The following is a 22,818-nucleotide window of genomic DNA, read 5'->3' on the forward strand; positions in this document are numbered from 1 at the left end:
CGCCTTCAGCGGCGCAGCACGTCCACCGCCCAGAGCAGCCAGGCCAGCATCATCGCCACCCCGCCCGCCGGTGCCAGCCCACTGCTGACCCCGGCCAGATGGTGCGCGGCGATGCTGCCGGAAAACAGCAGCGTGCCGACCAGCAGCAGGCGCAGCGCCCACTGGCCCAGCGCGCGCCGGGCGCGCGGTGCAAGGGCCGCCAGCGCGATGCCATGGCCGAAACCGTACAGGCAGGCGCTCTGCAGCGCGGCCTGCGCCTTGGCGTCGGCCACGCCGTGGGCGGCGTAGGCGGCCAGGCCGATGGACAGCGCGCACAGCACCGCGCCGATGGCCGCCAGCGGTGAGGGAACGGGCGAACGAAGCAGGATCATGCGACACCCCTGTGCAAGACGCGGCCACGCCGGCCGCAAATGAAAACGCCGCGCCTTCGGGATGCGAAGGCGCGGCGCGTGGACATCGAAGCGGGCGCCCGTCAGGCGCCGGCGATCAGTACTTGATCGCCCAGTAGATGTCGTAGGTGGAGCTCTCGTCGGTGAACGACTTGTCCACGCCGCTGTTCCAGGTCTCGTACGGACGGTCGGTCATGGCATGGCCGTTGGTCAGCGCCCAGGCACGCAGGCCGTTGCGGGCGGCGTCCAGCTCGGACATGTAGCCGGTGTACTTGGCGGTGGCGGCCTGGTGCGCATCGGTGTGCACGTAGGTCACCGGGGTCCCGGCGGTCTTGACCTGCAGCTGCGCCGCATCGCCCGCCGGCGCCGGCGTCGCCGCGGCGGCATCGTCGGCCTTGGCCGCGCCGCCCTTCTTGCGGACCGGCTGGACCACGTCGAAGGTGTAGGTCTGCGTGGCCAGTTCCGTGGTGACGATGCGGAACGGACCGGCGGGCTCCAGGTCGTTGGCCTCCATCACGCGCTTGATCCACTCCTGGTTGGCCAGGATCGACTTCTTGATCGCGTCGTTGCTGCGCTCGATGCTGCCAGCGTTGACCACCAGCAGGTTCTCGGCGGGGACCTCGGTGATCTTCAGGTCGGTCAGCTTGGTCCCTTCGACGCGATAGTCGAAGTTGGGGATGGTCGCCAGGTTGGACGAGAGCTTGGCCAGGCCGGCATCGAGCGAGTCGCCGATCTGGCTCTTGATGTACATGCCCAGGAAGCGGCCATAGAGGTTCCAGCCGTAGTCCACGTCATAGGACTGGCTGATGCGCACGTTGCGGTTGTTGCGGCCGGTCGGGGTCAGGTTGATCTCCGAGGACTTGTTGCTGCCCGGGGTCTGGTCGACGATCGCGTAGACCACCTTGGCCGGGCCGCCGCCAGCGGGCGGGGCCTGGCTGTCGGTGATTTCCCAGCTGCCGCTCTTCCAGGCGCTGGCCACGTCCGAGGTGAACTCGACCTTGGCGCCCTTGCCGACGTTGCCATCGGCACCGCCGGAATACTTCAGGTGGGCCGGGTCACCCGGCAGCATCAGGCTCCAATCCTTGAGGCGCCGCACGTTGTTCACCGTGTCGTACACGATGGTCATCTTGCGGTTGCTTTCCACGCTTCCTTCGAGGTGCCGATGGGACGGCAGGACCACGCCGATGACCAGGAACAGCGCCAATACCAGCGCCAGGGCGATCAAGAACTCGAGCAAACGGGTCATTCAGCGGTCTCCGGGGCCGGTGAGAGGCCATGGGGGGTTAAGGAACAAGTCAGTCCTGAATCGTAGCAGGCTTGGATCGAGACGGTCAGCCGAAAAATGCACCGGAATCATTGCCTTCTGCTGCGAGAACGAAGTCTTAACAGACCAAGGGCATACCAGCTGGAGTGTGAGCGCTGTCGAAGGGCGCCTGTGCGGTGTGGTAGCGCGGTCGGAGACTGGCCCTGTGGGAGCAACTGTCTCCTCAAATCTCGCAGCGGCCTGCCTGTAGAGCGGAGCTCGCTCCGCTGCTCTTCGTTCGGTTCGTGGGGACGGCCCCAAGCGGAGCAAGCTCCGCTCTACAGGTGGGCGCCATGGCGGCGAAGGGCTTTGTCGGGAAAGCTTCTTCGCCGCCTTGGCGGCTCCCGAGGAGGATTGGTGCGGGGCGCATGCTCTTTTGCGGACCTGCCAACTCAAGGCGAAGGCCGGAGCTGAATGGGCGCGCCTGCGTGCCCCGAAGCTGGACAGAACGGCTAACAAGAAAGCCGTCATTCCCGCAAAAGCGGGAATCTATGGACCCTCACGCGGTAGAGCCCCGAAGTCCCTGGATTCCCGCTTTCGCGGGAATGACGGTGGCGGGGGATGTCGGCGGCGTGTGGGGAAAGGCCCGTTGGCCCCTCTGCCTCAGACCAGCTGCAGCTCGAAGGCCTTCAGCACCGCCCGGGTGCGGTCGCGCACGCCCAGCTTGGACAGGATGTTGGAGACGTGGTTCTTGATCGTGCCCTCGGCCACGCCCAGCGAATTGGCGATCTCCTTGTTGGAGAAGCCCGAGGCCATCAGGCGCAGGATCTCGGTCTCGCGGTCGGTCAGCGGGTCCGGGCGGTCCAGGCTGACGAACTCGTTGCGCATGTGCTCCAGGCCCGAGAGCAGGCGCTGGGTCACGGCCGGCTGCACCAGCGAGCCGCCCTCGGCCACGGTGCGGATGGCGCCGACCAGCTGTTCCAGCGAGACGTCCTTGAGCAGATAGCCCTTGGCGCCGGCCTTGAGCCCGGCCAGCACCAGCTGGTCGTCGTCGAAGGTGGTCAGGATGATCGAGGGGGGCAGCTGGCCGGCGCGGGCCAGCGCCTGCAGCGCCTCCAGCCCGGACATCACCGGCATGCGCATGTCCATCAGGACCACGTCGGGGCGGACCTGCGGGATCAGCTCGATCGCCTGGCGGCCGTCGGCGGCCTCGCCGACGACCTCGATGCCGTCGTCCAGGGCCAGCAGCGAACGGATGCCCTGGCGGACCAGGTTCTGGTCGTCGACCAGGCAGACGCGGATCATGGAAGTTCTCCGGAAGAAATCAGGGGCGCCGGGGCCGGCGTCAGCGGGCCGGACAGCAGCGGATCGTCGCTGGCCGCCGGCAGGCGCAGGGCCAGGCGGAAGCCCGCCCCCGGCGCGGTGTCCAGCTGCAGCTGGCCGCCATACTGACGCAGGCGCTCGCGCATGCCGCGCAGGCCGTTGCCGCCGATCAGCTCGGCCGCGCCGCGGCCGTCGTCGCGCGCGTCCATCACCAGCTCGGCGCCCTCGCGCCGGCAGCGGATCCACAGATTGCGCGCCGCGGCATGGCGCACGGCGTTGGTGATGATCTCCTGGGCGCAGCGCAGCAGCACGTGGGCGCGCTCGGGATCCTCCAGGGTCAACGGCTCGTGCAGGTCCAGATGGATGTGCAGCGAGGGTACGTGCTCGGCCAGCGGGCGCAGGGTGGCGGCCAGGTCGATCGAGCCGGATTCGCGCAGCTGGCTGACCGCCTCGCGCACGTCGTTGAGCAGCAGCCGCGCCAGGGTGTGCGCCTGGCGCACATGCTCCTGGGCGCGGCCCTCGGTGATGTGGCTGGCCACTTCCAGGTTGAGGCTGAGCGCGGTGAGGTGGTGGCCGAGCAGGTCGTGCAGCTCGCGCGAGATGCGGGTGCGCTCGTTGACGCGCGCGCTCTCGGTCAGCAGCACGCGGGTGGCGCGCAGCTCGGCGTTGAGCCGGCGCTGCTCCTCGCGCGCCTGGGCCTGCTGCCGCGCCACATAGGCGGTGACCAGCACGAAGGCGGCGAAGCCCACATAGAAGGAGGACTGGAACACCGACTCCCAGAAGTTGAAGTCGTCCAGCGCCATGAACGAGGGCACCAGCGGCACGTGGGCGAACATCAGCCACAGCACCGCCCAGCGCAGCTCCAGCATCCACGGCAGCACGCCGGCCACCACCGCCAGCAGCAGCGCGCCCAGGCCGGTGCGGGTATAGAAGCCCACCGCCACGGCCGAGGAGATCATCACCAGCAGCAACAGCACGCTGGACAGGCTGTGATGCTGCGGCGGGCGCTCGTGCAGGGTGCGGGTGGCCAGCCAGTAGCACAGGCCGAAGGCCAGATAGGCCAGCAGTGACATCGGCACGTTCAGGCTGGCGCCCTCGGCCCCGCGCGAGGGCGGCAGGAACCAGGCGTTGAGCACGATGGGAATGCCGACCAGCGCCCAGGTGTAGAGCCCGGCGGCACGCAACAGGCGGGTGTGGGCGATTCGTCCGAGCATGGCGGCATCTTACGGGCGCGCCGCGACCCGCGACCCGGCCTGAAGTCATGCCTGCGCGCATCCGACCTGCCGCAGCGGCCAGCCACCCATGCGATAATCGGCCCGCCCCGGCGGTGTCGGGCGCAGTTTTCCCCCGGAGTTGAAGCCCGATGTCCATCGTCATCCGCGACGTGCGCGAGCGCGAGCTGGATTCCGTCCTGGCCCTGAACAACAACGCTGGTCTGGCGATCCTGCCGCTGGACAGCGCCCGTGTGCACGAGTTCTACGAGCGCGCCGAGTATTTCCGCGTCGCCGAGCGCGATGGCAACCTGGCCGGCTTCCTGGTCGGCTTCGGCGCCGGCCAGGAGCACGACAGCAGCAACTACCGCTGGTTCCAGGAGCGCTATCCGGCCTTCTTCTATATCGACCGCATCGTGGTGGCCAGCCGCCGCCGCGGCGGCGGCGTGGGCCGGGCTTTCTATGCCGATGTGCAGAGCTATGCCGAGCTGCGCTACCCGCAGCTGGCCTGCGAGGTGTTCCTGGACCACGGCGCCGACTCGGCGCTGCTGTTCCATGGCAGCTTCGGCTTCCGCGAGGTCGGCCAGCACGTCATGGCCGGCGTCAAGGTCCGCGCCAGCATGCTGATGAAGGAGCTGTGCAGCTATCCCTGGGTGCTGGAGACCTACGGCGGCAAGCTGCCGCAGACCCCGTGGACGCGTACCCGCGCCTTCACCCCCGCCGGCGCGCAGGGGGCGAACAACGCATGAGCAGCCCGTCCCCCACCACCCCCAACTACGAGCAGGCCGGCGAACTGAAGATCGGCCAGGTCGGCATCGCCAACCTGCGCGTGCGCACGCTGGACGTGGCCGCGCTGGTGCGCGAGATGCGCGAGCGCGTGGATCGCGCGCCCAAGCTGTTCGGCCGCGCCGCGGTGATCGTGGACTTCGGCGGCCTGATCCAGGCCCCGGACCTGACCACCGCCCGGGCGCTGGTCGACGGCCTGACCGGCGCCGGCGTGCTGCCGGTGGCCCTGGCCTACGGCACGGCCGAGATCGAGGCGCTGTCCGAACAGCTCGGCCTGCCGCTGCTGGCCAAGTTCCGCGCCCAGTACGAGCGCAGCGAGCCGGTCCAGGCCGCGCCGCCGCCTCCGCCTCCCCCGCCCGCCCCGGAGCCGCCCAAGCCCAAGGCCGTCGCGCAGCCCGGCATGGTGCTCAAGACCGCGGTGCGCTCGGGCCAGCAGATCTATGCCGAGCAGCGCGACCTGACCGTGCTGACTTCGGTCGGCGCCGGCGCCGAGGTCATCGCCGACGGCTCGATCCATATCTACGGCCCGCTGCGCGGGCGCGCGCTGGCCGGTGCCCAAGGCAACGAGGACGCGCGCATCTTCTGCAGCGCCTTCCACGCCGAACTGGTCGCCGTGGCCGGCCACTACAAGGTGCTGGACGACGTCCCGCGCGCGCTGCACGGCAAGCCCGTGCAGGTGTGGCTGGAGGACGGACAGCTGAACATCGCCGCGCAGACCTAGCGCGGCAAAGATGGCCCCTCGCCGGGCCGTTCCCGCAACATGGCAACGCTCCACCGCATTTCACATTTCCCAGGAGAACACCATTGGCTGAGATCATCGTCGTCACGTCCGGCAAGGGCGGCGTAGGCAAGACCACCACCAGCGCCAGCCTGGCCGTCGGCCTGGCCCGGCGCGGCAAGAAGGTCGCCGTCATCGACTTCGACGTGGGTCTGCGCAACCTGGACCTGATCATGGGCTGCGAGCGCCGCGTGGTGTACGACTTCATCAACGTCACCCAGGGCGAGGCCTCGCTCAAGCAGGCGCTGATCAAGGACAAGCGTTTCGACACGCTGTATGTGCTGGCCGCCTCGCAGACCCGCGACAAGGACGCCCTGACCACCGAAGGCGTGGAGAAGGTGCTCAAGGACCTGGACGCCGACGGCTTCGACTTCGTGGTCTGCGACTCGCCGGCCGGCATCGAGAAGGGCGCCTTCCTGGCGATGTACTTCGCCGACAAGGCGATCGTGGTGGTCAATCCGGAAGTGTCCTCGGTGCGCGACTCCGACCGCATCCTGGGCCTGCTGGATTCCAAGACCCGCAAGGCCGAACAGGGCGGCACGCTCAAGCCCAACCTGCTGCTGACGCGCTACAACCCGGCGCGCGTGGAGACCGGCGAAATGCTCTCGATCAAGGACGTGGAAGAGGTCCTGGGCCTGAAGACCATCGGCGTGATCCCCGAGTCGGGCGATGTGCTCAACGCCTCCAACAAGGGCGAGCCGGTGATCCTGGATCTGGAATCCCCGGCCGGCCAGGCCTACGACGATGCGGTGGCGCGCCTGCTGGGCGAAGACCGCCCGATGCGCTTCACCACAACGGAGAAGAAGGGCTTCTTCAGCAAGCTGTTCGGAGGTTGAACATGGGCATGTTCGATTTCCTCAAGGCCAAGAAGAACACCGCCGAGACGGCCAAGAACCGTCTGCAGATCATCATCGCCCAGGAGCGCACCCAGCGCGGCGGGCCGGACTATCTGCCGCTGCTGCAGCGCGAGCTGCTGGAAGTGATCAAGAAGTACGTCAACATCGACGCCGACGCGGTCAAGGTCGACCTGCTCAAGGAAGGCGATCACGACGTGCTGGACATCTCGGTGGCCCTGCCCGAAGGCAAGGCCTGATCCAACCCGGCGCGGGCCGCCATGCCCGCGCCTTGCGCACAAGCACCGCCCCCATGTCGTCCCCGCACAACGCCCTGCCCGCTTCCGATTCCGCCCCGCCGCCCGGCAGCGAGGCGGCCATGGCCACGGTGCTGCGCGTGGACGAACTGCCGTTCGACACGCTGGCCGCGCTGCTGGCGCGCTTCGACCTGGTGCTGCACCGGGTGCCCGACGGCGTGCCGATCCCGGGCAGCTTCTGGGGCGATCCGGAGGCCGGGGTGATCGCGCACAACGTCTACGTGCGCGGCGACACGCCGGTGCACTCGCTGCTGCACGAGGCCTGCCACCTGATCGTGCTCACGCCCGAGGCGCGCGCGCTGGTGCACACCGATGCCACCGATTCGGACATCGAGGAAGACGCCACCTGCTACCTGCAGGTGGTGCTGGCCGACGAGCTGCCCGGCGTGGGCCGCGCGCGGCTGATGGCCGACATGGACGCCTGGGGCTATTCGTTCCGCATGGGCTCCACCGCCGGCTGGATGCAGCACGACGCCGAGGACGCGCGCCGCTGGCTGGCCCAGCGCGGCCTGCCGCACTGACGGCGCACGGCTTCGACGACCCACTTCTTCGCGTTCGGGGACGCGCATGGACACCACTGCCGCTCCCAGGCCCGGACAGGCCTGGAACCACATGATCGTGATCGGCCGCGGCGCCAACCGCGTGTGCGTGATCGACCGGCGCGACACGCGCCAATGCCTGAAATTCATGCTGCCGCCGGCGCAGCGCACGCGCGTGGGCCTGCGCCAGCGGCTGGCGCGCTGGCGCGCGCAGCGCAAGCCCGCGCGCGATGAGAACCACGCCGAGCTGCGCGCCTGGCTGCAGCTGTCCGCGCGCATCCCGGCCGAGGAGCTGGCGCCGCACCTGGCCACCGTGCTGGGCATGTTCCGCACCGTCTACGGCCAGGCCCTGTGCTGCCAGCGGGTGACCCTGCCCGAGGGCGGCGACGCGCCCAGCCTGTACGCGCTGCTGTTCGAGGCGCCGCGCTATCCGGCCGCGACCCTGTGCGCGGCGGTGAGCGTGTTCGAGCAATGGCTGCTGCGCCATCGCATCCCGCTGTTCGACCTCAACGCCGGCAACCTGCTGGTGCTGCCCGACGGGGACGGCGTGCGCCTGGTCTGCGTGGACGCCAAGTCGGTGGTGGCCGGCAAGGAGATCGTGCCGTTCTCGCGCTGGGTCGGCGCGCTGGGCCGGCGCAAGATCCGCCGCCGCGCCGAGCGCCTGCGCGCGCGCATCCGCGCCGCCCTGCCCGACCCCGGCGCGCCCGCAAGCGCGCCATGAGCCGTGCTTGCGGCGCCTGGTCGGCTTCTCTAGCCTGCGGGCTCACCGCCTGAAGCAAAGGAAGCGCGCCGTGCCGCCACGCCACCTCGTGTTCGCCCTGGGCGCCGTGTCGCTGCTGGCCCTGGCCGGCTGCGGTTCGGACCAGCCGCCGGCCGATGGGATCCACGCCGCGCCCGAGGGCGAGACCGCGCAGGCCTTCGTCGCGCGCGTCAACGCCGGCCTGCGCGAGAGCGCGCCGGAGGTGAGCACGGCGCAGTGGCTGTCCTCGACCTACATCAATCCGGACAGCCAGCGCCTGGCCGCCAAGGCCAACGAGCGCGCGCTGACTCAGCTCAATGCCTGGATCGCGCAGTCGCGGCGTTTCGAGGGCCAGCAGATGGCGCCCTCCGATGCGCGCGCCATCCACCTGCTCAAGCTGATGAGCGCCATGCCCGCGCCGCAGGACCCGGCCAAGCTGGCGCGCCTGACCCAGCTGTCGACCGAGCTGGAAGGCATGTACGGCGCCGGCAAGGCCTGCACCGGCGACGGCCCGACGCGCAGCTGCCGCAGCCTGGGCGAGCTGGAACAGGTGCTGGCCCACAGCCGCGACTACGACGCCCAGCTGCAGGCCTGGAGCGGCTGGCACGATGCGGCCACGCCGATGCGGGCGCGCTATGGGCAGTTCGTCGACCTGATCAACGAGGGCGCGCGCGATATCGGCTTCGCCGATGCCGGCGAGCAGTGGCGCAGCGGCTACGACATGGCCCCGGGCGAGATCGCCGCGCAGACCGATCGCCTGTGGAACCAGGTCAAGCCGCTGTACCAGCAGCTGCACTGCTACGCGCGCACCCGGCTGGAGGCGCGCTACGGCATGCGCGGCCAGGTCGACGGCGGCCTGCTGCCGGCGCATCTGATGGGCAATATGTGGCAGCAGGACTGGAGCAACCTGTGGGACCTGCTGCAGCCCTATCCCGAGGCCGACGCGCTGGACATCACCGGCGCGCTGCAGGCGCGCAACGACGCCCAGTACGAGCGCACCCTGACCGACGCCGGCCTGGACACCACAGACCCGTTCGAATCCGCGCGCGATGCGGCCTATGGCGCGCAACTGCGCGCCCTGGGCCACGCGCCCGACGCTAACGAACGCGAGCGCCTGAGCCGCAGCGCCTACGATGCGGCCATCGCGCGCCTGGGCGACCTGCGCCGCGACGCGGACCTGGCCAGCGCCAAGGACATGGCCCGGCGCGCGCAGGACTTCTACACCTCGCTGGGCATGCCGCCGCTGCCTGAGAGCTACTGGACCCGCGCGCAGTTCATCAAGCCGCGCGACCGCGAGGTGGTCTGCCACGCCAGCGCCTGGGACATGGACATGGCCGGCGACGTGCGCACCAAGATGTGCATCCGGCCCGACGAGGACAGCTTCACCACGCTCTACCACGAGCTGGGGCACCTGTATTACGACCTGGCCTACCACCGGCAGCCGCCGGTGTTCCAGGCCGGCGCCAACGATGGCTTCCACGAGGCCATCGGCGACACCATCGTGCTGGCGATGACGCCCCGCTACCTGGCCTCGATCGGCCTGGTGCGCGAGGCGACGCAGGACGAACCGGCGCTGGTCAACGCGCAGATGCGCATGGCGCTGAGCAAGGTGGCCTTCCTGCCGTTCGGGCTGATGATCGACCGCTGGCGCTGGGGCGTGTTCGACGGCTCGATCAAGCCGGACCACTACAACCGCGCCTGGTGGCAGCTCAAGGCGCAGTACCAGGGCGTGGCCCCGGCCACGCCGCGCGGCGAGGAGTACTTCGACGCCGGCGCCAAGTACCACGTGCCGGCCAACACGCCGTACACGCGCTACTTCATGGCGGCGATCCTGCAGTTCCAGTTCTACAAGGCGCTGTGCGATGCCGCCGGCCACACCGGCCCGCTCAACCAGTGCAGCTTCTACGGCAACAAGGTCGCCGGGCAGAAGTTCTGGGCGATGCTGAGCCAGGGCGCCAGCCAGCCCTGGCCGCAGACGCTCAAGGCGCTGACCGGCAGCGAGACGATGGACGCCGGCCCGATGCTGGAATATTTCCAGCCCCTGCAGGCCTGGCTCAAGCAGCAGAACGAGGGGCGCAGCTGCGGCTGGCAGGTGCCGGCGGCCGCTGCGGCCGACACCGCGGGCTGAAGCCGCTAGAAGCCGGCCTCGTCGGCCAGCAGCGCCCAGCGCTCGTGGTCCTGCCAGATGCCGTCGATGCGCAGATAGCGCGGCGAGAAGCCTTCCAGGCGGAAGCCGGCGCCGCGGGCCAGCGCGATCGAGGCGGCGTTGCCGGGCTGGATATTGGCCTCGAGGCGATGCAGGCCGACCTCGCCGAACAGATACGCGGTCACCTGCGGCAGCGCCTCGCGCATCAGGCCGCGCCCTGCGCAGGGCACGCAGGCGTAGTAGCCCAGGTAGGCGCTGAGCAGGTTGCCGCGGCTGATCTGGCTGGCGTTGAACACCCCGACGATGGCGCCGCTGTTGCGTTCGCGCGCGATCAGGCTCACGTAGTCATCGGCCAGGGTGCGGGCGAACCAGGCCTCGAACCCGGCCTGGTCCAGGCAGGGCGACACCCAGGGACGATGCAGGGCCACGCTGGCGCGGTGCGCGGCGATCAGCGCGGTCGCATCGGTACGCAGCAGCGGCCGCACGCCGACGCGCGAGGCGGAAACGGCCATGCGGCTCAGTGGGTCTCTGGCTCGCCCTGCAGGCCGGCCACCAGCTGCTGGCGGAACTGGTCGAAGCTCAGGCCCTGGCCGGCGGCCTCGGCATGGGCGGCATGCTTGAGATCGTCCGAATAGACCAGGCGCACATTGGTGCCGGCGCGGTCGTGCAGTTCGGCCGCGCGCAGGATCAGCGCCAGCACGTGCGCGGCGCTGTCCGATTCGCCGGCGATGCGCCCGTCCATGCCCAGCACCCACTGCCCGTCGCGGCGCACGATCCCGGCCAGCAGCTGCTTGTCGTCGTCGCGCAGCTCGGCATGCGGTTCGATCGGCGAGGCCGCGCCAAGGCCGGCGGCGGCCTGGTTGCGGGCCCGCTGCTCGCGGCGCTTGCGCGCATCGCGCCGCTGCTTGGAGGTGATCGACATGGCATCGGCCCGGGACGATAAGGGGCCGATAGGGTACCGCGGCGGGGTCTGGCCCGGGTCTGCCGACAGGCCCCGGGACGCCATGGGAAGTGCCCGAACCGTCGTTCCCGCGAAGGCGGGACGTTTGAAAAACCCTCCATCGCCGCATTCAACAGGTGAAATGGCGCGGCTGACCTGGCTTGCAGCGGCAGAGTGAGGGAAGAAGCGCTTGGGCCAGAAGGTGGTTTAGCCCGCCAGGGCTCGGTTCGTGGCGTTAGACCGTGCGGTCCGCCGCGCGGGCCAGGTTCCAGGCCACCAACGTCACGCAGGTGGCCACGGCATTGCGTTCAAGGCCCATGAAGCGCATCCGGGCCAAACCATAGGAGCGCTTGAGAGCCCCAAAGACGCCCTCGATCCTGCCCCGTACCCGGCCGATCAGCGTGTTGCGCCGCTTCTCCCACACGGTCAACTTGCGCGTGCGACTGGCCTTGCGCTGGACCCGGTTGCCGATCCCGTGCTCGGCGAGCTTCTCCCGCAAGCTCGGACCCACGTAACCCTTGTCCGCCCAAACCGCGCCCTCATCGCCTTGGACCAGCTTGGCGGCCTGGGTGATCTCGTTGATGTTGGCCGAGGTCAGCACCATCGCACGCGCGATCTGCGAACCCCGATCCACCGCCAGATGCAGCTTGTAGCCAAAACGCGCCATGCCGTTGGGGCGCTTGGTCCACCTGGCATCCGGATCGACCGGGGACTGGCCACCGCCCACCTGCTTGGGCGGTTCGGCGGCCGCCGCCGGAATCAGGGTGGCGTCGATCAGGGTGCCCTGGCGCAGGATCACCTGGTGCGCATCCAACTGGGCATTGACCTGCGCCAGCAGGCGCTGCCAGCGATCGCCTTCGAGCAGGCGCTGGCGAAAGCGGCTGATCGTGGAGTGGTCCGGCACGGCCTGATCCAGGGACAGCCCGACAAAGCGCCGGAAGGAGAGCCGATCGCCCAAGGCATCCTCCATCGCCGGATCGCTCAAGCCATACCAGGCCTGCAGCAGCAACACCTTGAGCATCGTGGTGGGCGGGTAAGCCGGCCTGCCGGTCTGGGCCTTGCGCTCCAGCCCAAGCGCGCCGACCAACTGCGGCCAATCCAACAAGGCATCGATCCGCTGCAGGCGACTGTTGGTGCTGCCCAAGACCAGGGCATCGGCAAAGCTGGACTGGGCAGGGTCGCGCTGCATGGGAAGAGCCTCGGGAAGATCAAGGGTAGTTTTGCAAAGGTCCCGCGAAGGCGGGAACCCAGGGACTTCGAGGGTTAGGCGTCGTGTCTCGATGAGGACAGGGTTCGCCCCAAGAAACGGCAGGGCCCGCTCGTAAGAACGAGCCCGTTCCGCTCCCCGCCCTAAGCCGCCTTGGCCGGCGCCAGCGCCTCGGCGGCCAGGCGATACGAATGCTTGCGCGCCCCGTGGTCGTAGATGTTGGCCACGATGATCAGCTCGTCCGGGCGGTGGCGATCGATGAAGGCCTCCAACCCCTTGCGCACGGTCGCCGGCGCGCCGACCACGCTGCAGGCCAGCGCGCGCTCGACCCCGGCCTTCTCGTGCGGCTGCCAATAGGCCTCGATATCGTCGATCGGCGGCGGGATCTTGCCCGGACGGCCGCGGCGCAGGTTGACGAAGGCCTGCTGGGCGGTGGTGAACAGCCGGCGTGCCTCCTCGTCGGTGTCGGCGGCGATCACGTTGAGGCCGAGGGCGGCATAAGGCTGCTGCAGATGGCGCGAGGGCCGGAAGTCGCGGTGATACACCGCCAGCGCCTGGTCCATCGCATCGGGCGCGAAGTGCGAGGCGAAGGCGAACGGCAGCCCCAGCTGCGCGGCCAGGGTGGCACTGAACAGGCTCGAGCCCAGCAGCCAGACCGGCACGTCCAGGCCGGCGCCGGGCACGGCCTGCACCAGCTGTCCGGGCTCGGCCGGGGCGAAGTAGCGCAGCAGCTCGGTCACATCGGCCGGGAACTGGTCGGCGCTGTCGAAGTAGCGGCGCAGCGCGCGGGCGGTGGGCTGGTCGGTGCCCGGCGCGCGGCCCAGCCCCAGGTCGATGCGCCCGGGATACAGCGAGGCCAGCGTGCCGAACTGTTCGGCCACCTGCAGCGGCGCGTGGTTGGGCAGCATCACCCCGCCCGAGCCGACCCGGATGGTCGAGGTGCCGCCGGCGACATAGCCGATCAGCACCGCGGTGGCGGCGCTGGCGATGCCGGGCATGTTGTGGTGCTCGGCCAGCCAGTAGCGGGTATAGCCCAGGCCTTCGGCGTGGCGGGCCAGATCCAGCACGTTGGCGAAGGCCTGGCTCGGCGTGCTGCCTTCGCACACCGGGGCCAGGTCCAGGACCGAATAGGGAATGATCGGGGAAGAGGTACTCATGCCCCTTGAGATGGGGCCAGGGCGCCCGGCTTCCAGCCCTGCCGGTGCGATGCTGTATTCAGCTCAGCAGGTCGTACGGCCCGCCCTGGGCCAGCGCGCGCTGGTAGGCGGGCCTGGCGTGGATGCGCTGGATGAAGCCCGCCAGCAGCGGATGGCCCTCGAAACCGTAGCGCGCCTGCGCGGCCTCCAGCGGGAAGCTCATCTGCACGTCGGCGGCGCTGAAATCCTCGCCGGCGAACCAGGCGTGGCGGCCCAGCTCCTGCTCCAGATAGTCCAGGTGCAGCTTGATCTGCGGGCGGGCGAAGCCGGCCATCGCCTTGTCGGCGATGCCGCGGGCGATGGGCTTGGCGAAGAACGGCATCGGCGCGCTGCGGATCCGGCTCAGCACCAGGGTGATCAGCAGCGGCGGCATCAACGAGCCTTCCGCATAGTGCAGCCAGTAGCGGTAGCGCAGGTGGGCATCGGTGCCCGGGGTCGGCGCGAAGGCACGGGCCACGTCGTAGCGCTCGACCAGGTATTCGATGATCGCCCCGGATTCGGCCAGCAGCCGGCCCTCGTCCTCGATCAGCGGCGACTTGCCCAGCGGGTGGATCCTGCGCAGTTCCGGCGGCGCCAGCATCGTGCGCGGATCGCGCTGATAGCGGACCACGGTGTAGTCCAGGCCCAGTTCCTCCAGCAGCCACAGCACGCGCTGGGAGCGGGAATTGTTGAGGTGATGGACGGTGATCATGAACGGGAGGCTTCCAGGGCGGGCGATCGGTCAGGATAGCCGCGGACCCCGCTGCATCGCGTCGTCGTCAATTTGAGTATCGTGTCACCCTGGAATCAGGGGGCTGGTCACGGATGGGTTGGTTCAACGGTCGGGTCGATGACCTGGCTCCGGAGCAGCGCAGCGCGCTCATCGAGCAGCAGCAGCGCGAATCCGGGCGCTATGTCGAAGTGCTGTTCGTGGCGACGCCGCTGGTGTTCGTCATCAGCGGCATGCGCGACCTGCTGACCGGACAACCCGACGCCTGGCGGCTGATGGCCGTGCGCGGCGCCACCGCGGTGGCGGTCCTGATCATCGGCTGGGTCGTACGGATGCGCGGGCTGCGCTCGGACACGGCCGGCAGCCTGGCGGTGCTGGGCGTGCTGATCGCCAGCGGCGCGCTGGCCTACAGCGTCACCCTCGACCCGCACGGCCTGGGCCTGGCCCATGTGGTCCTGCTGCTGATGGCCATGCACGCCCTGCCGCTGAGCCTGCGCCTGCGCGATGCGATCGGCATGGGCGCGGCGCTGCTGCTGCCGTCGCTGGCGATGCTGGTGCTGGTGCACGCCTCGCTGGCGAGCTGGCTCCCCGACCTGGCCCTGCTCGTGCTGGGCATCGGCGCGGGCCTGATGCTGCGCCGGCGGCGCCTGGACATCGCCCTGGAGCTGTTCGAACTGCGCAGCAAGCTGGAGCTGCGCGTGGACATGGACATGCTGACCGGCCTGCTCAATCGCGAGGGCTGGTTCCGCGCCGCGCGGGTGGTGTTCACCCTGACCCGCGATGCGCGCCGGCCGATGACCCTGGCCTATCTGGATCTGGATCACTTCAAGCGCATCAACGACGAGCTGGGCCACGACGCCGGCGACCGCGCGCTGGCGCTGGTGGCCGACGCGATGCGCCGCTACGCGCGCCGCCAGGACATCGTCGGGCGCCTGGGCGGCGAGGAGTTCGTCCTGCTGATGCCGGGCCTGCCCGAGATGCAGGCCGTGCGCCAGATCCAGGACCTGTGCGAGGCGGTGCGGCGGATCGAGTTCGGCCGCAGCATCACCTTCAGCGCCGGCCTCAGCCAGGTGCGCACCACCGACCGGCTGGAGGACACCATGCGCCGCGCCGACCACGCCCTGCTGCAGGCCAAGCGCGACGGCCGCGACCGGGTGCTGCGCGCGCCAGCCAACTAGGCCTAGCCGGCCGCGACCGGGCGCAGGTCCGGCGTCAGCGCCAGGCGGTCGTCGAACACGAAGCAGGCGCCGTCGTAATGCCGCCCACCGACCTGCTCGAAGTAACCCAGGATGCCGCCCTCCAGCTGCAGCACGTTGGTCATGCCGGTGTCGTGCATCCACAGCGCGGCCTTCTCGCAGCGCACCCCGCCCGTGCAGAAGCTCACCACGGTCGCGTCGGCCAGCGCTGCGCGGTGCGGCGCCAGCGCCTCGGGCAGCTGGGTGAAGTCGGTGATCGGCAGGGTCAGCGCGCCGGCGAAGGTGCCGTGGCCGACCTCTTCCTCGTTGCGGGTATCGAGCAGCCGCACCGGCTTGCCCGCGTCGTCGTGGCCCTGGTCCAGCCAGCGCGCCAGCGTCTGCGGCGTCACCGCCGGGGCGCGGTCGCGGCCCAGCGGCTCGCTGCCGGGATGACGGAAGGTGATGATCTCCGGCTTGACCTTGGCCTTGAGCCGGGCGAAGGGCACCGCCTGACTCCAGCTCTCCTTGATGACGATGTGCGCCAGGCCCGGCTCGGCGCGCAGCGCCTGGACGAAGTCGCGCACCGCCGGCGCCTGCCCGGCCAGGAACACATTCAGCCCTTCAGGCGCGACCAGCAGCGTGCCGCGCAGGTCGGCGGCCTGCGCGCGCGCCAGCAGCGCGTCGGCCAGGGCCTGCGGGTCGTCGATGGCGACGAAGTGGTAGGCGGCGATGTTGAGGATCATGCCGGCCATTTTACGGGGGCTCAGCGCAGCAGCCACCACGGCAGCGCCAGGGTCAGCGCCAGGATCGCGACGATCGCCAGCAGCATCCCGGCCACGTACAGCGGCCGCGCGCGCAGCTGGCGGGCGAAGGTGTCGGCGGTGCCGTCCTGCTGCGCCTGCTGGCGCGCCGCCCGGGCCCGTTCGCCACGCTCGGCCTGGTACTCAGCCATCAAGGCCTTGGCGCGCGGCAGGTCCGCCTCGTCCTTCAGCCAGATGCCGCCATGGCTGATGCCCCAGCTGCTGGGCTCGGTCTCGTAAAAGGCGATGCCCGCGCGCGTGAGCCATGCGCGCACCTCGCCGGCTTCGTCGTCGGGCACGTTGCGCAGGTTGAGCAGGAGCTTGGCCATGCGCACAGGATAGCGGGCTGCTACCTTGGCGCGCCTTGCCACCTCTACAGGAGCGCACGATGCGCCGATGGATTCCTCTGGCCCTGACCCTGGCGCTGGCCGCCTGCACGCCGCCGCGCCAGCCGATCGAACTGCACGGCGGCGTGGACACGCTGCAGATGCATGAGATCAGCGTCGGCCAGGGCGCACTGGCCAAGCCGGGCGACAACGTCAGCGTGCACTACACCGGCTGGATCTACGACGACACCAAGCCGGACAAGCACGGGCCGAAGTTCGACAGTTCCATCGATCGCGGCACGCCCTTCACCTTCCCGCTCGGTGGTGGCCAAGTCATCAAGGGCTGGGACCAGGGCGTGGCGGGGATGAAGGTCGGCGGCAAGCGCACGCTGATGATCCCTGCCGCGCTGGGCTATGGCGACGAGGGCGCCGGCGGCGTCATCCCGCCGGGCGCCTCGCTGGTGTTCGATGTGGAGTTGCTGGACGTCAAGGCGCCGTAAGCATCTAGCGCTCGGTGGGAGCCGCCATGGCGGCGATGGAGCTTTCCCGGTAAAGCCTCATCGCCGCCATGGCGGCTCCCACATGAAAAGCCTCGTAAGCAGCTGCTTTTCGTGGCGCCCGCCCCTGCGGCCTTATCGGCCTATGCGGATCCCACCTGTAGAGCGGAGCTTGCTCCGCTGTGGCTTCCCGACGATCCGTCCGAAAGGCAGCGGAGCAAGCTCCGCTCTACACAGAGGCTGCGAACCGATCTGAGGCCTGTTGCTCCCACGTAAGGCCTATTGCGCCTTCGTCGCCTTCACCGGCTTCAGCTCAAGATCCTGGAAGTCGAAGCTGAAGTCGGTCAGCGGCGAGATCGGCTCCATGCCGGCGCTGGTGATCTGGCCGTCGGCGTCCAGCTGGAAGGTGAGGAAGGCATCGGCGTTGAGCCAGCGCTCGCGCCAGCGCACCACGAAGGTGTCGTGCTGCCAGTGGCTGAGCTCGCCGACCAGCTGCGGCGTCTTGGTGAAGCGGATCACCAGCTTGCCGTTCTCCTGCGCGATCACGATGTCGCCATACCAGGCATCGCGATAGGTCTGCGCGTAGCGGGCCAGCGGCAGGGAGGGCTTGGAGCTGGCGTCGCGTGCGGCCTGGTGCTTGGCCCAGCTCTCGTCGGCATCGCCGTGCGACTTGGCCACGGCCTTGGCGTAGGCGGCGTTCCAGTCGGTCTTCGGCGCGTCCAGGTAGGCGTCCAGCGCGCGCAGGGTGACCGCGTTGAAGGCGGCGCCGACCTCCTGGTTGGTCAGCACGATCACGCCCAGCTTCTCCTGCGGGACCAGGGTGATGCGCGAGACCATGCCCGGCCAGCCGCCGGTGTGCCAGACCAGCTTGCGGCCGCGATAGTCCGAGAGCATCCAGCCCTCGCCATAGCCGAAGTAGTTGGGCTTGACCGCGGCCAGCTCCGGCACCGAGGGCTCGGACACCGGGATGGGCGTGAGCATGGTCCACATGTCGGCCTGGCGCTTGGCGCTGAACAGGCGCTTGGCGCTTTCGCCCTCCCCGGAGATCACCCCGCCGTTGAGCTGGGCGATCACCCACTTGGACAGGTCATGCACGCTGGAATAGATCCCGCCGGCGCCGCCGACGTTGGACCAGGTCATGCGCGGCGCGGGCACCAGCCGGGTGAAATCCTCCTTGGAATGCCCGGTGGCCACATCGTCGCCGGGCTTGAGGTCGTCGCTGTTGTAGACCGTGTCGTTCATGCCCAGCGGCTTGAAGAAGCGCTGCTGCAGGAACTGCTTGTACGGCATGCCCGAGGCCTGCTCGATCACCAGCTGGGCCACGCCGAACAGGATGTTGTCGTAGGCGTACTGGTAGCGGAACCCGCCCTTGATCGGCACGTCCTTGAGCCGCTGCGCGACCTCCTGGTTGGTGTAGGTGGTCGTCGGCCAGTACAGCAGGTCGCCGGCACCCAGCGACAAGCCGCTGCGATGGGCCAGCAGGTCGCGGATGCGCAGCTCGTGGGTGACCATGGGATCGGACATGCGGAACCACGGCAGGTGGTCGATGACGCGATCGTCCAGGCTCAGCTTGCCTTCGTCGGCGAGCATGGCGATGGAGGCGGAGGTGAAGGCCTTGGTGTTGGAGGCGATCGCGAACAGCGTCCTGGCGTCCACCTTCTCCGGCTTGCCCAGCTCGCGCAGGCCGTAACCGCGCTCGAGCACCACCTGCCCGTCCTTGACGATGGCCACCGCGATGCCGGGCACATCGAAGGTCTCGCGCGTCTTGTCGACATAGGCGTCGAAGTCCACCAGCTGCGCCGGCGGCGGCTCGACGGACAGCGCCTGCCCGGAAGAGGCGGCGCCCAGCAGGCCAGCAGTCAACAGCGCCCCCGCAAGGGTCGGCATCACGCGCATCGAAGTTCCCCGGTTGGAAAGAGACAGCCTCGCACGATAGCCGCCGCGCGCGACGACGTGGCCTGCCATCGGTCATGCGCGCGGCCCTTCATAATGGCGCGATGTCCCAAGCTCGCTCCCCTGCTCCCACCCTGGCCGTGATCGGCGGCGGCCCGGCCGGCCTGATGGCGGCCCAGACCGCGCGTGCGGCCGGGCTGGAGGTGGAGGTCTACGAGGCCAAGGGCTCGGTCGGGCGCAAGTTCCTGATCGCCGGCAAGGGCGGCATGAACCTCACCCACTCCGAGCCGCGCCCGCAGTTCGATGCCCGCTACTTCGAACGCGCCGCGCAGGTCGGTGCCTGGCTGGACGACTTCGATGCCGATGCGCTGCGCGCCTGGGCGCGCGGACTGGGCGTGGAGACCTTCGTCGGCAGTTCCGGGCGGGTGTTCCCCAGCGACATGAAGGCCGCGCCGCTGCTGCGCGCCTGGGTGCGCCGGCTCAAGGACCAGGGCGTGCGCTTCCACGTCCAGCATCGCTGGACCGGCTGGGAGGCGGACGGCGCGCTGCGCTTCGACACGCCGCAGGGTCCGCTGCGGGTGGCGGCCGATGCGACGGTGCTGGCCCTGGGCGGGGCGAGCTGGCCGCAGCTGGGCTCGGACGGCGCCTGGCAGCCGTGGCTGGCCGCGCGCGGCGTGGACGTGGTGCCGCTCAAACCCGCCAACTGCGGCTTCGACATCGCCTTCAGCGCGCACATGCGCCAGCACGCCGGCGCGCCGCTCAAGCCGGTGGTGGCGCACTGGCGCGACGCGGACGGCGCGGCGCACGCGCTACAGGGCGAATGCGTGCTCACCGAGACCGGCATCGAAGGCAGCCTGATCTACGCCATCGCCCCGGCCCTGCGCGAGGCGATCGCGCGCGAGGGCCAGGCCACGCTCGAACTCGACCTGGCGCCGGGCCGCGACCTGACGCGCCTGACCGCCGAGCTGTCGCGGCCGCGCAAGGGCCGCTCGGTGGGCGAACACCTGCGCCGCACCGTGGGCATCGAGCGCGCCAAGGCCGCGCTGGTGTTCGAGACCGTCGCCGCTGCCGCCCGGCAGGACGCCATCGCGCTGGCCCAGGCGATCCACCGCCTGCCGCTGATGCTGCTGCGCCCGCGCCCGGTGGCCGAGGTCATCAGCAGCGCCGGTGGCGTGCGTCTGGAGGCGCTGGACGCGCAGGCGATGCTGCAGGCGGTGCCGGGCACGTTCTGCGCCGGCGAGATGCTGGACTGGGAAGCCCCGACCGGTGGCTATCTGCTCACCGCATGTTTCGCCTCGGGCCACCGCGCCGGCATGGGCGCGGCAGCCTGGGCGAAAGGTCGTCGCGTCGGGGACTGACGACCGTATTGGTCGTCCGCGAGGGCCGGAAGGAAGTCTTGCTTCAACCCCGGCGGTCGCGGAACGTGGGCGCATGATGCGCAGCCAAGTGTTCAAGTCCGGTGACGCGGACCGGTCGTGAACATGACAGATCGCGTGTGCGGTGCAGCAAAGCCTGCAGTGGTGCGGGCTGCGCCGATGAACGTTCGCGGATGACGATGTTGATGTGGTTAGGCGCGGCCAACCAAAGCGCGCCGCGGACTGATCCAACCCCCTCCCGGCCTCCCCCTGCTGCGCAAGGGGAGGGGCTGAGCGCGGGCGCCAAGTGTCGTGGCGAGGCCTGACTTAGTTAGCGCGTCGCGCGCCGCAGGTTCGCGCGCGCGGCCGCGTCCAGGCGCGCGTGGAAGAAATCGCTGAGATAAATGCGCTCGCGCTGCAGCAGGTCCTTGAGGAACTGCTTGCGCTTGCGACGGAAGATGAAGCCCGGCACCACGCCCGCGTATTCGCTGGCGATGCCGCGGTCGTAGACGTCGAAGACCTCCGGCGCCGCGCCCAAAATCGCCATGTCGCAGTCCAGGAACAGCGCCGCCTCGGCATCCACATCGCCGGGCGAGAGGCCGCCATGGCGCGCGGTGAGTTCGATCAGCTCGACCACGCGGGCCACGTCCACGCCCGGCTGCGGCCACTGTTCGAGATGGGCCTGCGCCAGTTGGGCCGAACGCGCCTCGTTGTCGCCGCGCCCGGCCACGTAGATCGCGTCATGGTACAGCGCGGCCCACTGCACCTCGCGCGGCTGGCGCCAGCCCGGCCCCTGCGCGACTGCGTCGAACTGGCGCAGCACCTCCTGCACGTGGTCGATGGCGTGATAGGCGCGCGGCGGCGTGGCATAGGCCTGTTCGAGCGCCTGGCGCTGCGCGGGCGGCAGCTGCGCGAGGATCGGGTGCATGACGGACTCCTGTGTGGCGGCAGCCTACACCGCCGGTGTGCGGTGGTTGCGCGCACGAGTGGGTTGACCCAGGACGGATAACAGTCCCGTCGCTCCCGCGAAAGCGGGAGCCCAGCGACTTTCGCGCGGAGAAACCAACGCACCGGGTTCCCGCTTTCGCGGGAACGACGGTAGAAGTTTTTTCGCGCAGCCTGACGCGCTGTCCACTGCCGTCTTCTTACCGCACGCTTCTTACCGCCCGGCTCTTGCTCCCCGCTGCCCGTTACCTGATCGACCCCAGGGCGTCCACTCCGCGGCTCAGCCCGGCGCGTGCTCCTGACCGGTCGCCGGCGGCGCCGCATCGACGATGCGCACATCCTGCGGCGTGACCAGCGCGATCTGCGCATCGGCCAGGGCCTGCAGCAGCTGAAAGAACAGGTCGCTGCGCGTGCCATAGGTCGCGCGCGGGCTGGGCACGTAGGCGAAGCTGTTGATGGCGATCATGCCGCCGGCGATCGAATCGATGAACACCGACGGCGCCGGCTCGGCCAGCACGTTCTCGTGCGCGGCGTACAGGTCCATCAGCAGCGTGCGCACCGCGGCCACATCGGTGCCCAGCGGCACCGAGAACTGCAGCTGCACGCGGCCCAGCGGGCCGGCCATGGTCATGTTGCGGATGGTCTTGGTGATCAGGTCCGAGTTGGGCACGATCAGGGTGGAGCGGTCGGACACCTGGATCTCGGTGGAGCGCACGTTGATGCGGCGCACGTCGCCCTCGGCATCGCCGATGCGCACCCAGTCGCCGATCTTCACCGGGCGCTCGGCCATCAGGATCAGCCCGGAGATGAAGTTCTGGGTAATCGCCTGCAGGCCGAAGCCGATGCCCCACCGACAGCGCGCTGGCCACGATCGCCAGTTTGGTCATGTCCAGGCCCAGGGTCACCAGCACGCACAGCGCGACCACGGTGATGCCCAGGTAGCGCATCACCGCGGCCACCGAGGCGCGCGTGCTCAGCTCCAGCTCGGTGCTCGGCAGATAGGTGCGCACCAGCCAGCGGTGCGCGGCCTTGACCAGCGCCAGGCCGATCAGCGCCACCAGCACCGCGCGCAGCACGTCCCAGGGCTGCAGCGGCAGGCCGCTGGCGGACCAGGCCTTGCGCGCCTGCGCGATCCAGTCGGTGATGCTGGTGAAATTGGCGCCATATGGCACCAGCAGCGCGCCGATCACCATCAGCACCAGCCACAGCCGCGCCACCGCCGCGGTCAGCACGGCGGCCTGCTCCATGTGGCTGGAGCGCAACCCCAGGCCCACGCTGGCGGCCTTGCCGAAGCGGCTGTCGGGCTTGAACAGCCACTGCGACAGGTCGTCGGCGAACATCATCAGCAGCCCGCCGGCGCCGCAGACCACCACCGCCCAGATGATCTGCTGGGTCGCGGCGCGGGCGAAGTTGACGTAGCCCAGCACCGCGCCGACCAGGGCCGCGGCGACCACCAGCTGCGCCAGCAGCG

At 69.8% G+C, this 22,818-nt stretch carries 24 protein-coding genes; 10 read left to right on the plus strand and 14 right to left on the minus strand.

Features of this window, described 5'->3' with window-relative positions; translation table 11 throughout:
- Positions 1-5: 5 nt before the first annotated feature.
- From QE438_RS08740 to QE438_RS08755, 4 genes are all read right to left on the minus strand, one after another.
- Positions 6-371, minus strand: a complete 366-nt coding sequence (locus QE438_RS08740) for a DUF423 domain-containing protein (RefSeq protein ID WP_130517514.1) — start codon at positions 369-371, stop codon at positions 6-8.
- A 115-nt stretch (positions 372-486) separates the two neighbouring features.
- Complete coding sequence (locus QE438_RS08745) at positions 487-1,635, minus strand: polyketide cyclase (protein ID WP_306991051.1); 1,149 nt, start codon at positions 1,633-1,635, stop codon at positions 487-489.
- Positions 1,636-2,295: 660 nt separating this feature from the next.
- Positions 2,296-2,937 carry a response regulator transcription factor gene (locus QE438_RS08750; RefSeq protein WP_306991049.1) on the minus strand — a complete coding sequence of 214 codons (642 nt, stop codon included), beginning with the start codon at positions 2,935-2,937 and terminating at the stop codon, positions 2,296-2,298.
- Entirely contained in the window at positions 2,934-4,169 is a 1,236-nt protein-coding gene (locus QE438_RS08755; protein ID WP_130524832.1) for a sensor histidine kinase, read from the minus strand. The genes QE438_RS08750 and QE438_RS08755 overlap by 4 nt, the downstream gene beginning before the upstream one ends.
- 149 nt (positions 4,170-4,318) lie before the next feature.
- On the opposite strand from QE438_RS08755, the gene QE438_RS08760 reads away from it, so the two are divergent.
- From QE438_RS08760 to QE438_RS08790, 7 genes are all read left to right on the plus strand, one after another.
- Positions 4,319-4,915: a GNAT family N-acetyltransferase gene (locus QE438_RS08760; protein WP_131660753.1), complete on the plus strand. Its 597-nt coding sequence runs from the start codon at positions 4,319-4,321 to the stop codon at positions 4,913-4,915.
- Positions 4,912-5,673 (plus strand): septum site-determining protein MinC, encoded by a 762-nt coding sequence (gene minC / locus QE438_RS08765; protein WP_306991047.1) that lies wholly within the window; start codon positions 4,912-4,914, stop codon positions 5,671-5,673. Before QE438_RS08760 ends, minC begins: the two co-directional genes overlap by 4 nt.
- 83 nt (positions 5,674-5,756) lie before the next feature.
- Positions 5,757-6,566, plus strand: coding sequence for a septum site-determining protein MinD (gene minD / locus QE438_RS08770; RefSeq protein ID WP_130517502.1), 810 nt, complete (start codon positions 5,757-5,759; stop codon positions 6,564-6,566).
- Positions 6,567-6,568: 2 nt separating this feature from the next.
- Entirely contained in the window at positions 6,569-6,823 is a 255-nt protein-coding gene (gene minE, locus QE438_RS08775) for a cell division topological specificity factor MinE (protein ID WP_130517500.1), read from the plus strand.
- Between the two features lie 119 nt (positions 6,824-6,942).
- Positions 6,943-7,401: a hypothetical protein gene (locus QE438_RS08780; RefSeq protein ID WP_205953537.1), complete on the plus strand. Its 459-nt coding sequence runs from the start codon at positions 6,943-6,945 to the stop codon at positions 7,399-7,401.
- 46 nt (positions 7,402-7,447) lie between these two features.
- Positions 7,448-8,140, plus strand: a complete 693-nt coding sequence (locus QE438_RS08785) for a YrbL family protein (protein WP_306991046.1) — start codon at positions 7,448-7,450, stop codon at positions 8,138-8,140.
- Between the two features lie 70 nt (positions 8,141-8,210).
- A complete protein-coding gene (locus QE438_RS08790; RefSeq protein WP_306991044.1) occupies positions 8,211-10,286 on the plus strand; it encodes a M2 family metallopeptidase in 2,076 nt (691 codons plus the stop codon).
- A gap of 5 nt (positions 10,287-10,291) precedes the next feature.
- On the opposite strand, the gene QE438_RS08795 is transcribed toward QE438_RS08790, so the two are convergent.
- The 5 genes from QE438_RS08795 to QE438_RS08815 all read right to left on the minus strand — a co-directional run bounded on the left by QE438_RS08795 (position 10,292) and on the right by QE438_RS08815 (position 14,338).
- Positions 10,292-10,816 carry a GNAT family protein gene (locus QE438_RS08795; protein ID WP_306991042.1) on the minus strand — a complete coding sequence of 175 codons (525 nt, stop codon included), beginning with the start codon at positions 10,814-10,816 and terminating at the stop codon, positions 10,292-10,294.
- A 5-nt stretch (positions 10,817-10,821) separates the two neighbouring features.
- Positions 10,822-11,226: a hypothetical protein gene (locus QE438_RS08800; protein ID WP_130517490.1), complete on the minus strand. Its 405-nt coding sequence runs from the start codon at positions 11,224-11,226 to the stop codon at positions 10,822-10,824.
- Between the two features lie 253 nt (positions 11,227-11,479).
- Positions 11,480-12,433, minus strand: a complete 954-nt coding sequence (locus QE438_RS08805; RefSeq protein ID WP_306991040.1) for an IS5 family transposase — start codon at positions 12,431-12,433, stop codon at positions 11,480-11,482.
- A gap of 161 nt (positions 12,434-12,594) precedes the next feature.
- Positions 12,595-13,590, minus strand: a complete 996-nt coding sequence (locus QE438_RS08810) for an LLM class flavin-dependent oxidoreductase (RefSeq protein ID WP_130528764.1) — start codon at positions 13,588-13,590, stop codon at positions 12,595-12,597.
- Positions 13,591-13,666: 76 nt separating this feature from the next.
- Positions 13,667-14,338 (minus strand): glutathione S-transferase, encoded by a 672-nt coding sequence (locus QE438_RS08815; RefSeq protein ID WP_130524837.1) that lies wholly within the window; start codon positions 14,336-14,338, stop codon positions 13,667-13,669.
- 113 nt (positions 14,339-14,451) lie between these two features.
- Between QE438_RS08815 and QE438_RS08820 the strand changes: the two genes are divergently transcribed.
- A complete protein-coding gene (locus QE438_RS08820) occupies positions 14,452-15,534 on the plus strand; it encodes a GGDEF domain-containing protein (protein ID WP_130554018.1) in 1,083 nt (360 codons plus the stop codon).
- A gap of 2 nt (positions 15,535-15,536) precedes the next feature.
- Here the strand turns inward: QE438_RS08820 and QE438_RS08825 are convergent, their stop codons facing one another.
- Positions 15,537-16,274: a sulfurtransferase gene (locus tag QE438_RS08825; RefSeq protein ID WP_306991037.1), complete on the minus strand. Its 738-nt coding sequence runs from the start codon at positions 16,272-16,274 to the stop codon at positions 15,537-15,539.
- A gap of 20 nt (positions 16,275-16,294) precedes the next feature.
- Positions 16,295-16,660, minus strand: coding sequence for a DUF6164 family protein (locus tag QE438_RS08830; protein WP_306991035.1), 366 nt, complete (start codon positions 16,658-16,660; stop codon positions 16,295-16,297).
- A gap of 59 nt (positions 16,661-16,719) precedes the next feature.
- On the opposite strand from QE438_RS08830, the gene QE438_RS08835 reads away from it, so the two are divergent.
- Complete coding sequence (locus QE438_RS08835; protein ID WP_306991033.1) at positions 16,720-17,157, plus strand: FKBP-type peptidyl-prolyl cis-trans isomerase; 438 nt, start codon at positions 16,720-16,722, stop codon at positions 17,155-17,157.
- 276 nt (positions 17,158-17,433) lie between these two features.
- Here QE438_RS08835 and QE438_RS08840 read toward each other — a convergent pair whose 3' ends face one another.
- Entirely contained in the window at positions 17,434-19,041 is a 1,608-nt protein-coding gene (locus QE438_RS08840) for a serine hydrolase (protein WP_306991031.1), read from the minus strand.
- A 110-nt stretch (positions 19,042-19,151) separates the two neighbouring features.
- Here QE438_RS08840 and QE438_RS08845 point away from each other — a divergent pair, with 110 nt between their 5' ends.
- Positions 19,152-20,405, plus strand: coding sequence for a TIGR03862 family flavoprotein (locus QE438_RS08845; RefSeq protein ID WP_306991029.1), 1,254 nt, complete (start codon positions 19,152-19,154; stop codon positions 20,403-20,405).
- 328 nt (positions 20,406-20,733) lie between these two features.
- On the opposite strand, the gene QE438_RS08850 is transcribed toward QE438_RS08845, so the two are convergent.
- Both QE438_RS08850 and QE438_RS08855 read right to left on the minus strand, forming a co-directional pair.
- Positions 20,734-21,330: a hypothetical protein gene (locus QE438_RS08850; RefSeq protein ID WP_306991026.1), complete on the minus strand. Its 597-nt coding sequence runs from the start codon at positions 21,328-21,330 to the stop codon at positions 20,734-20,736.
- A 297-nt stretch (positions 21,331-21,627) separates the two neighbouring features.
- The gene (locus QE438_RS08855; RefSeq protein ID WP_309736228.1) at positions 21,628-22,137 is read right to left on the minus strand and encodes a mechanosensitive ion channel domain-containing protein; all 510 of its coding nucleotides are present in this window, start codon (positions 22,135-22,137) and stop codon (positions 21,628-21,630) included.
- Positions 22,138-22,818: the final 681 nt, after the last annotated feature.

The organism is Pseudoxanthomonas sp. SORGH_AS_0997, from assembly GCF_031453535.1.
GTDB lineage: Bacteria > Pseudomonadota > Gammaproteobacteria > Xanthomonadales > Xanthomonadaceae > Pseudoxanthomonas_A > Pseudoxanthomonas_A winnipegensis.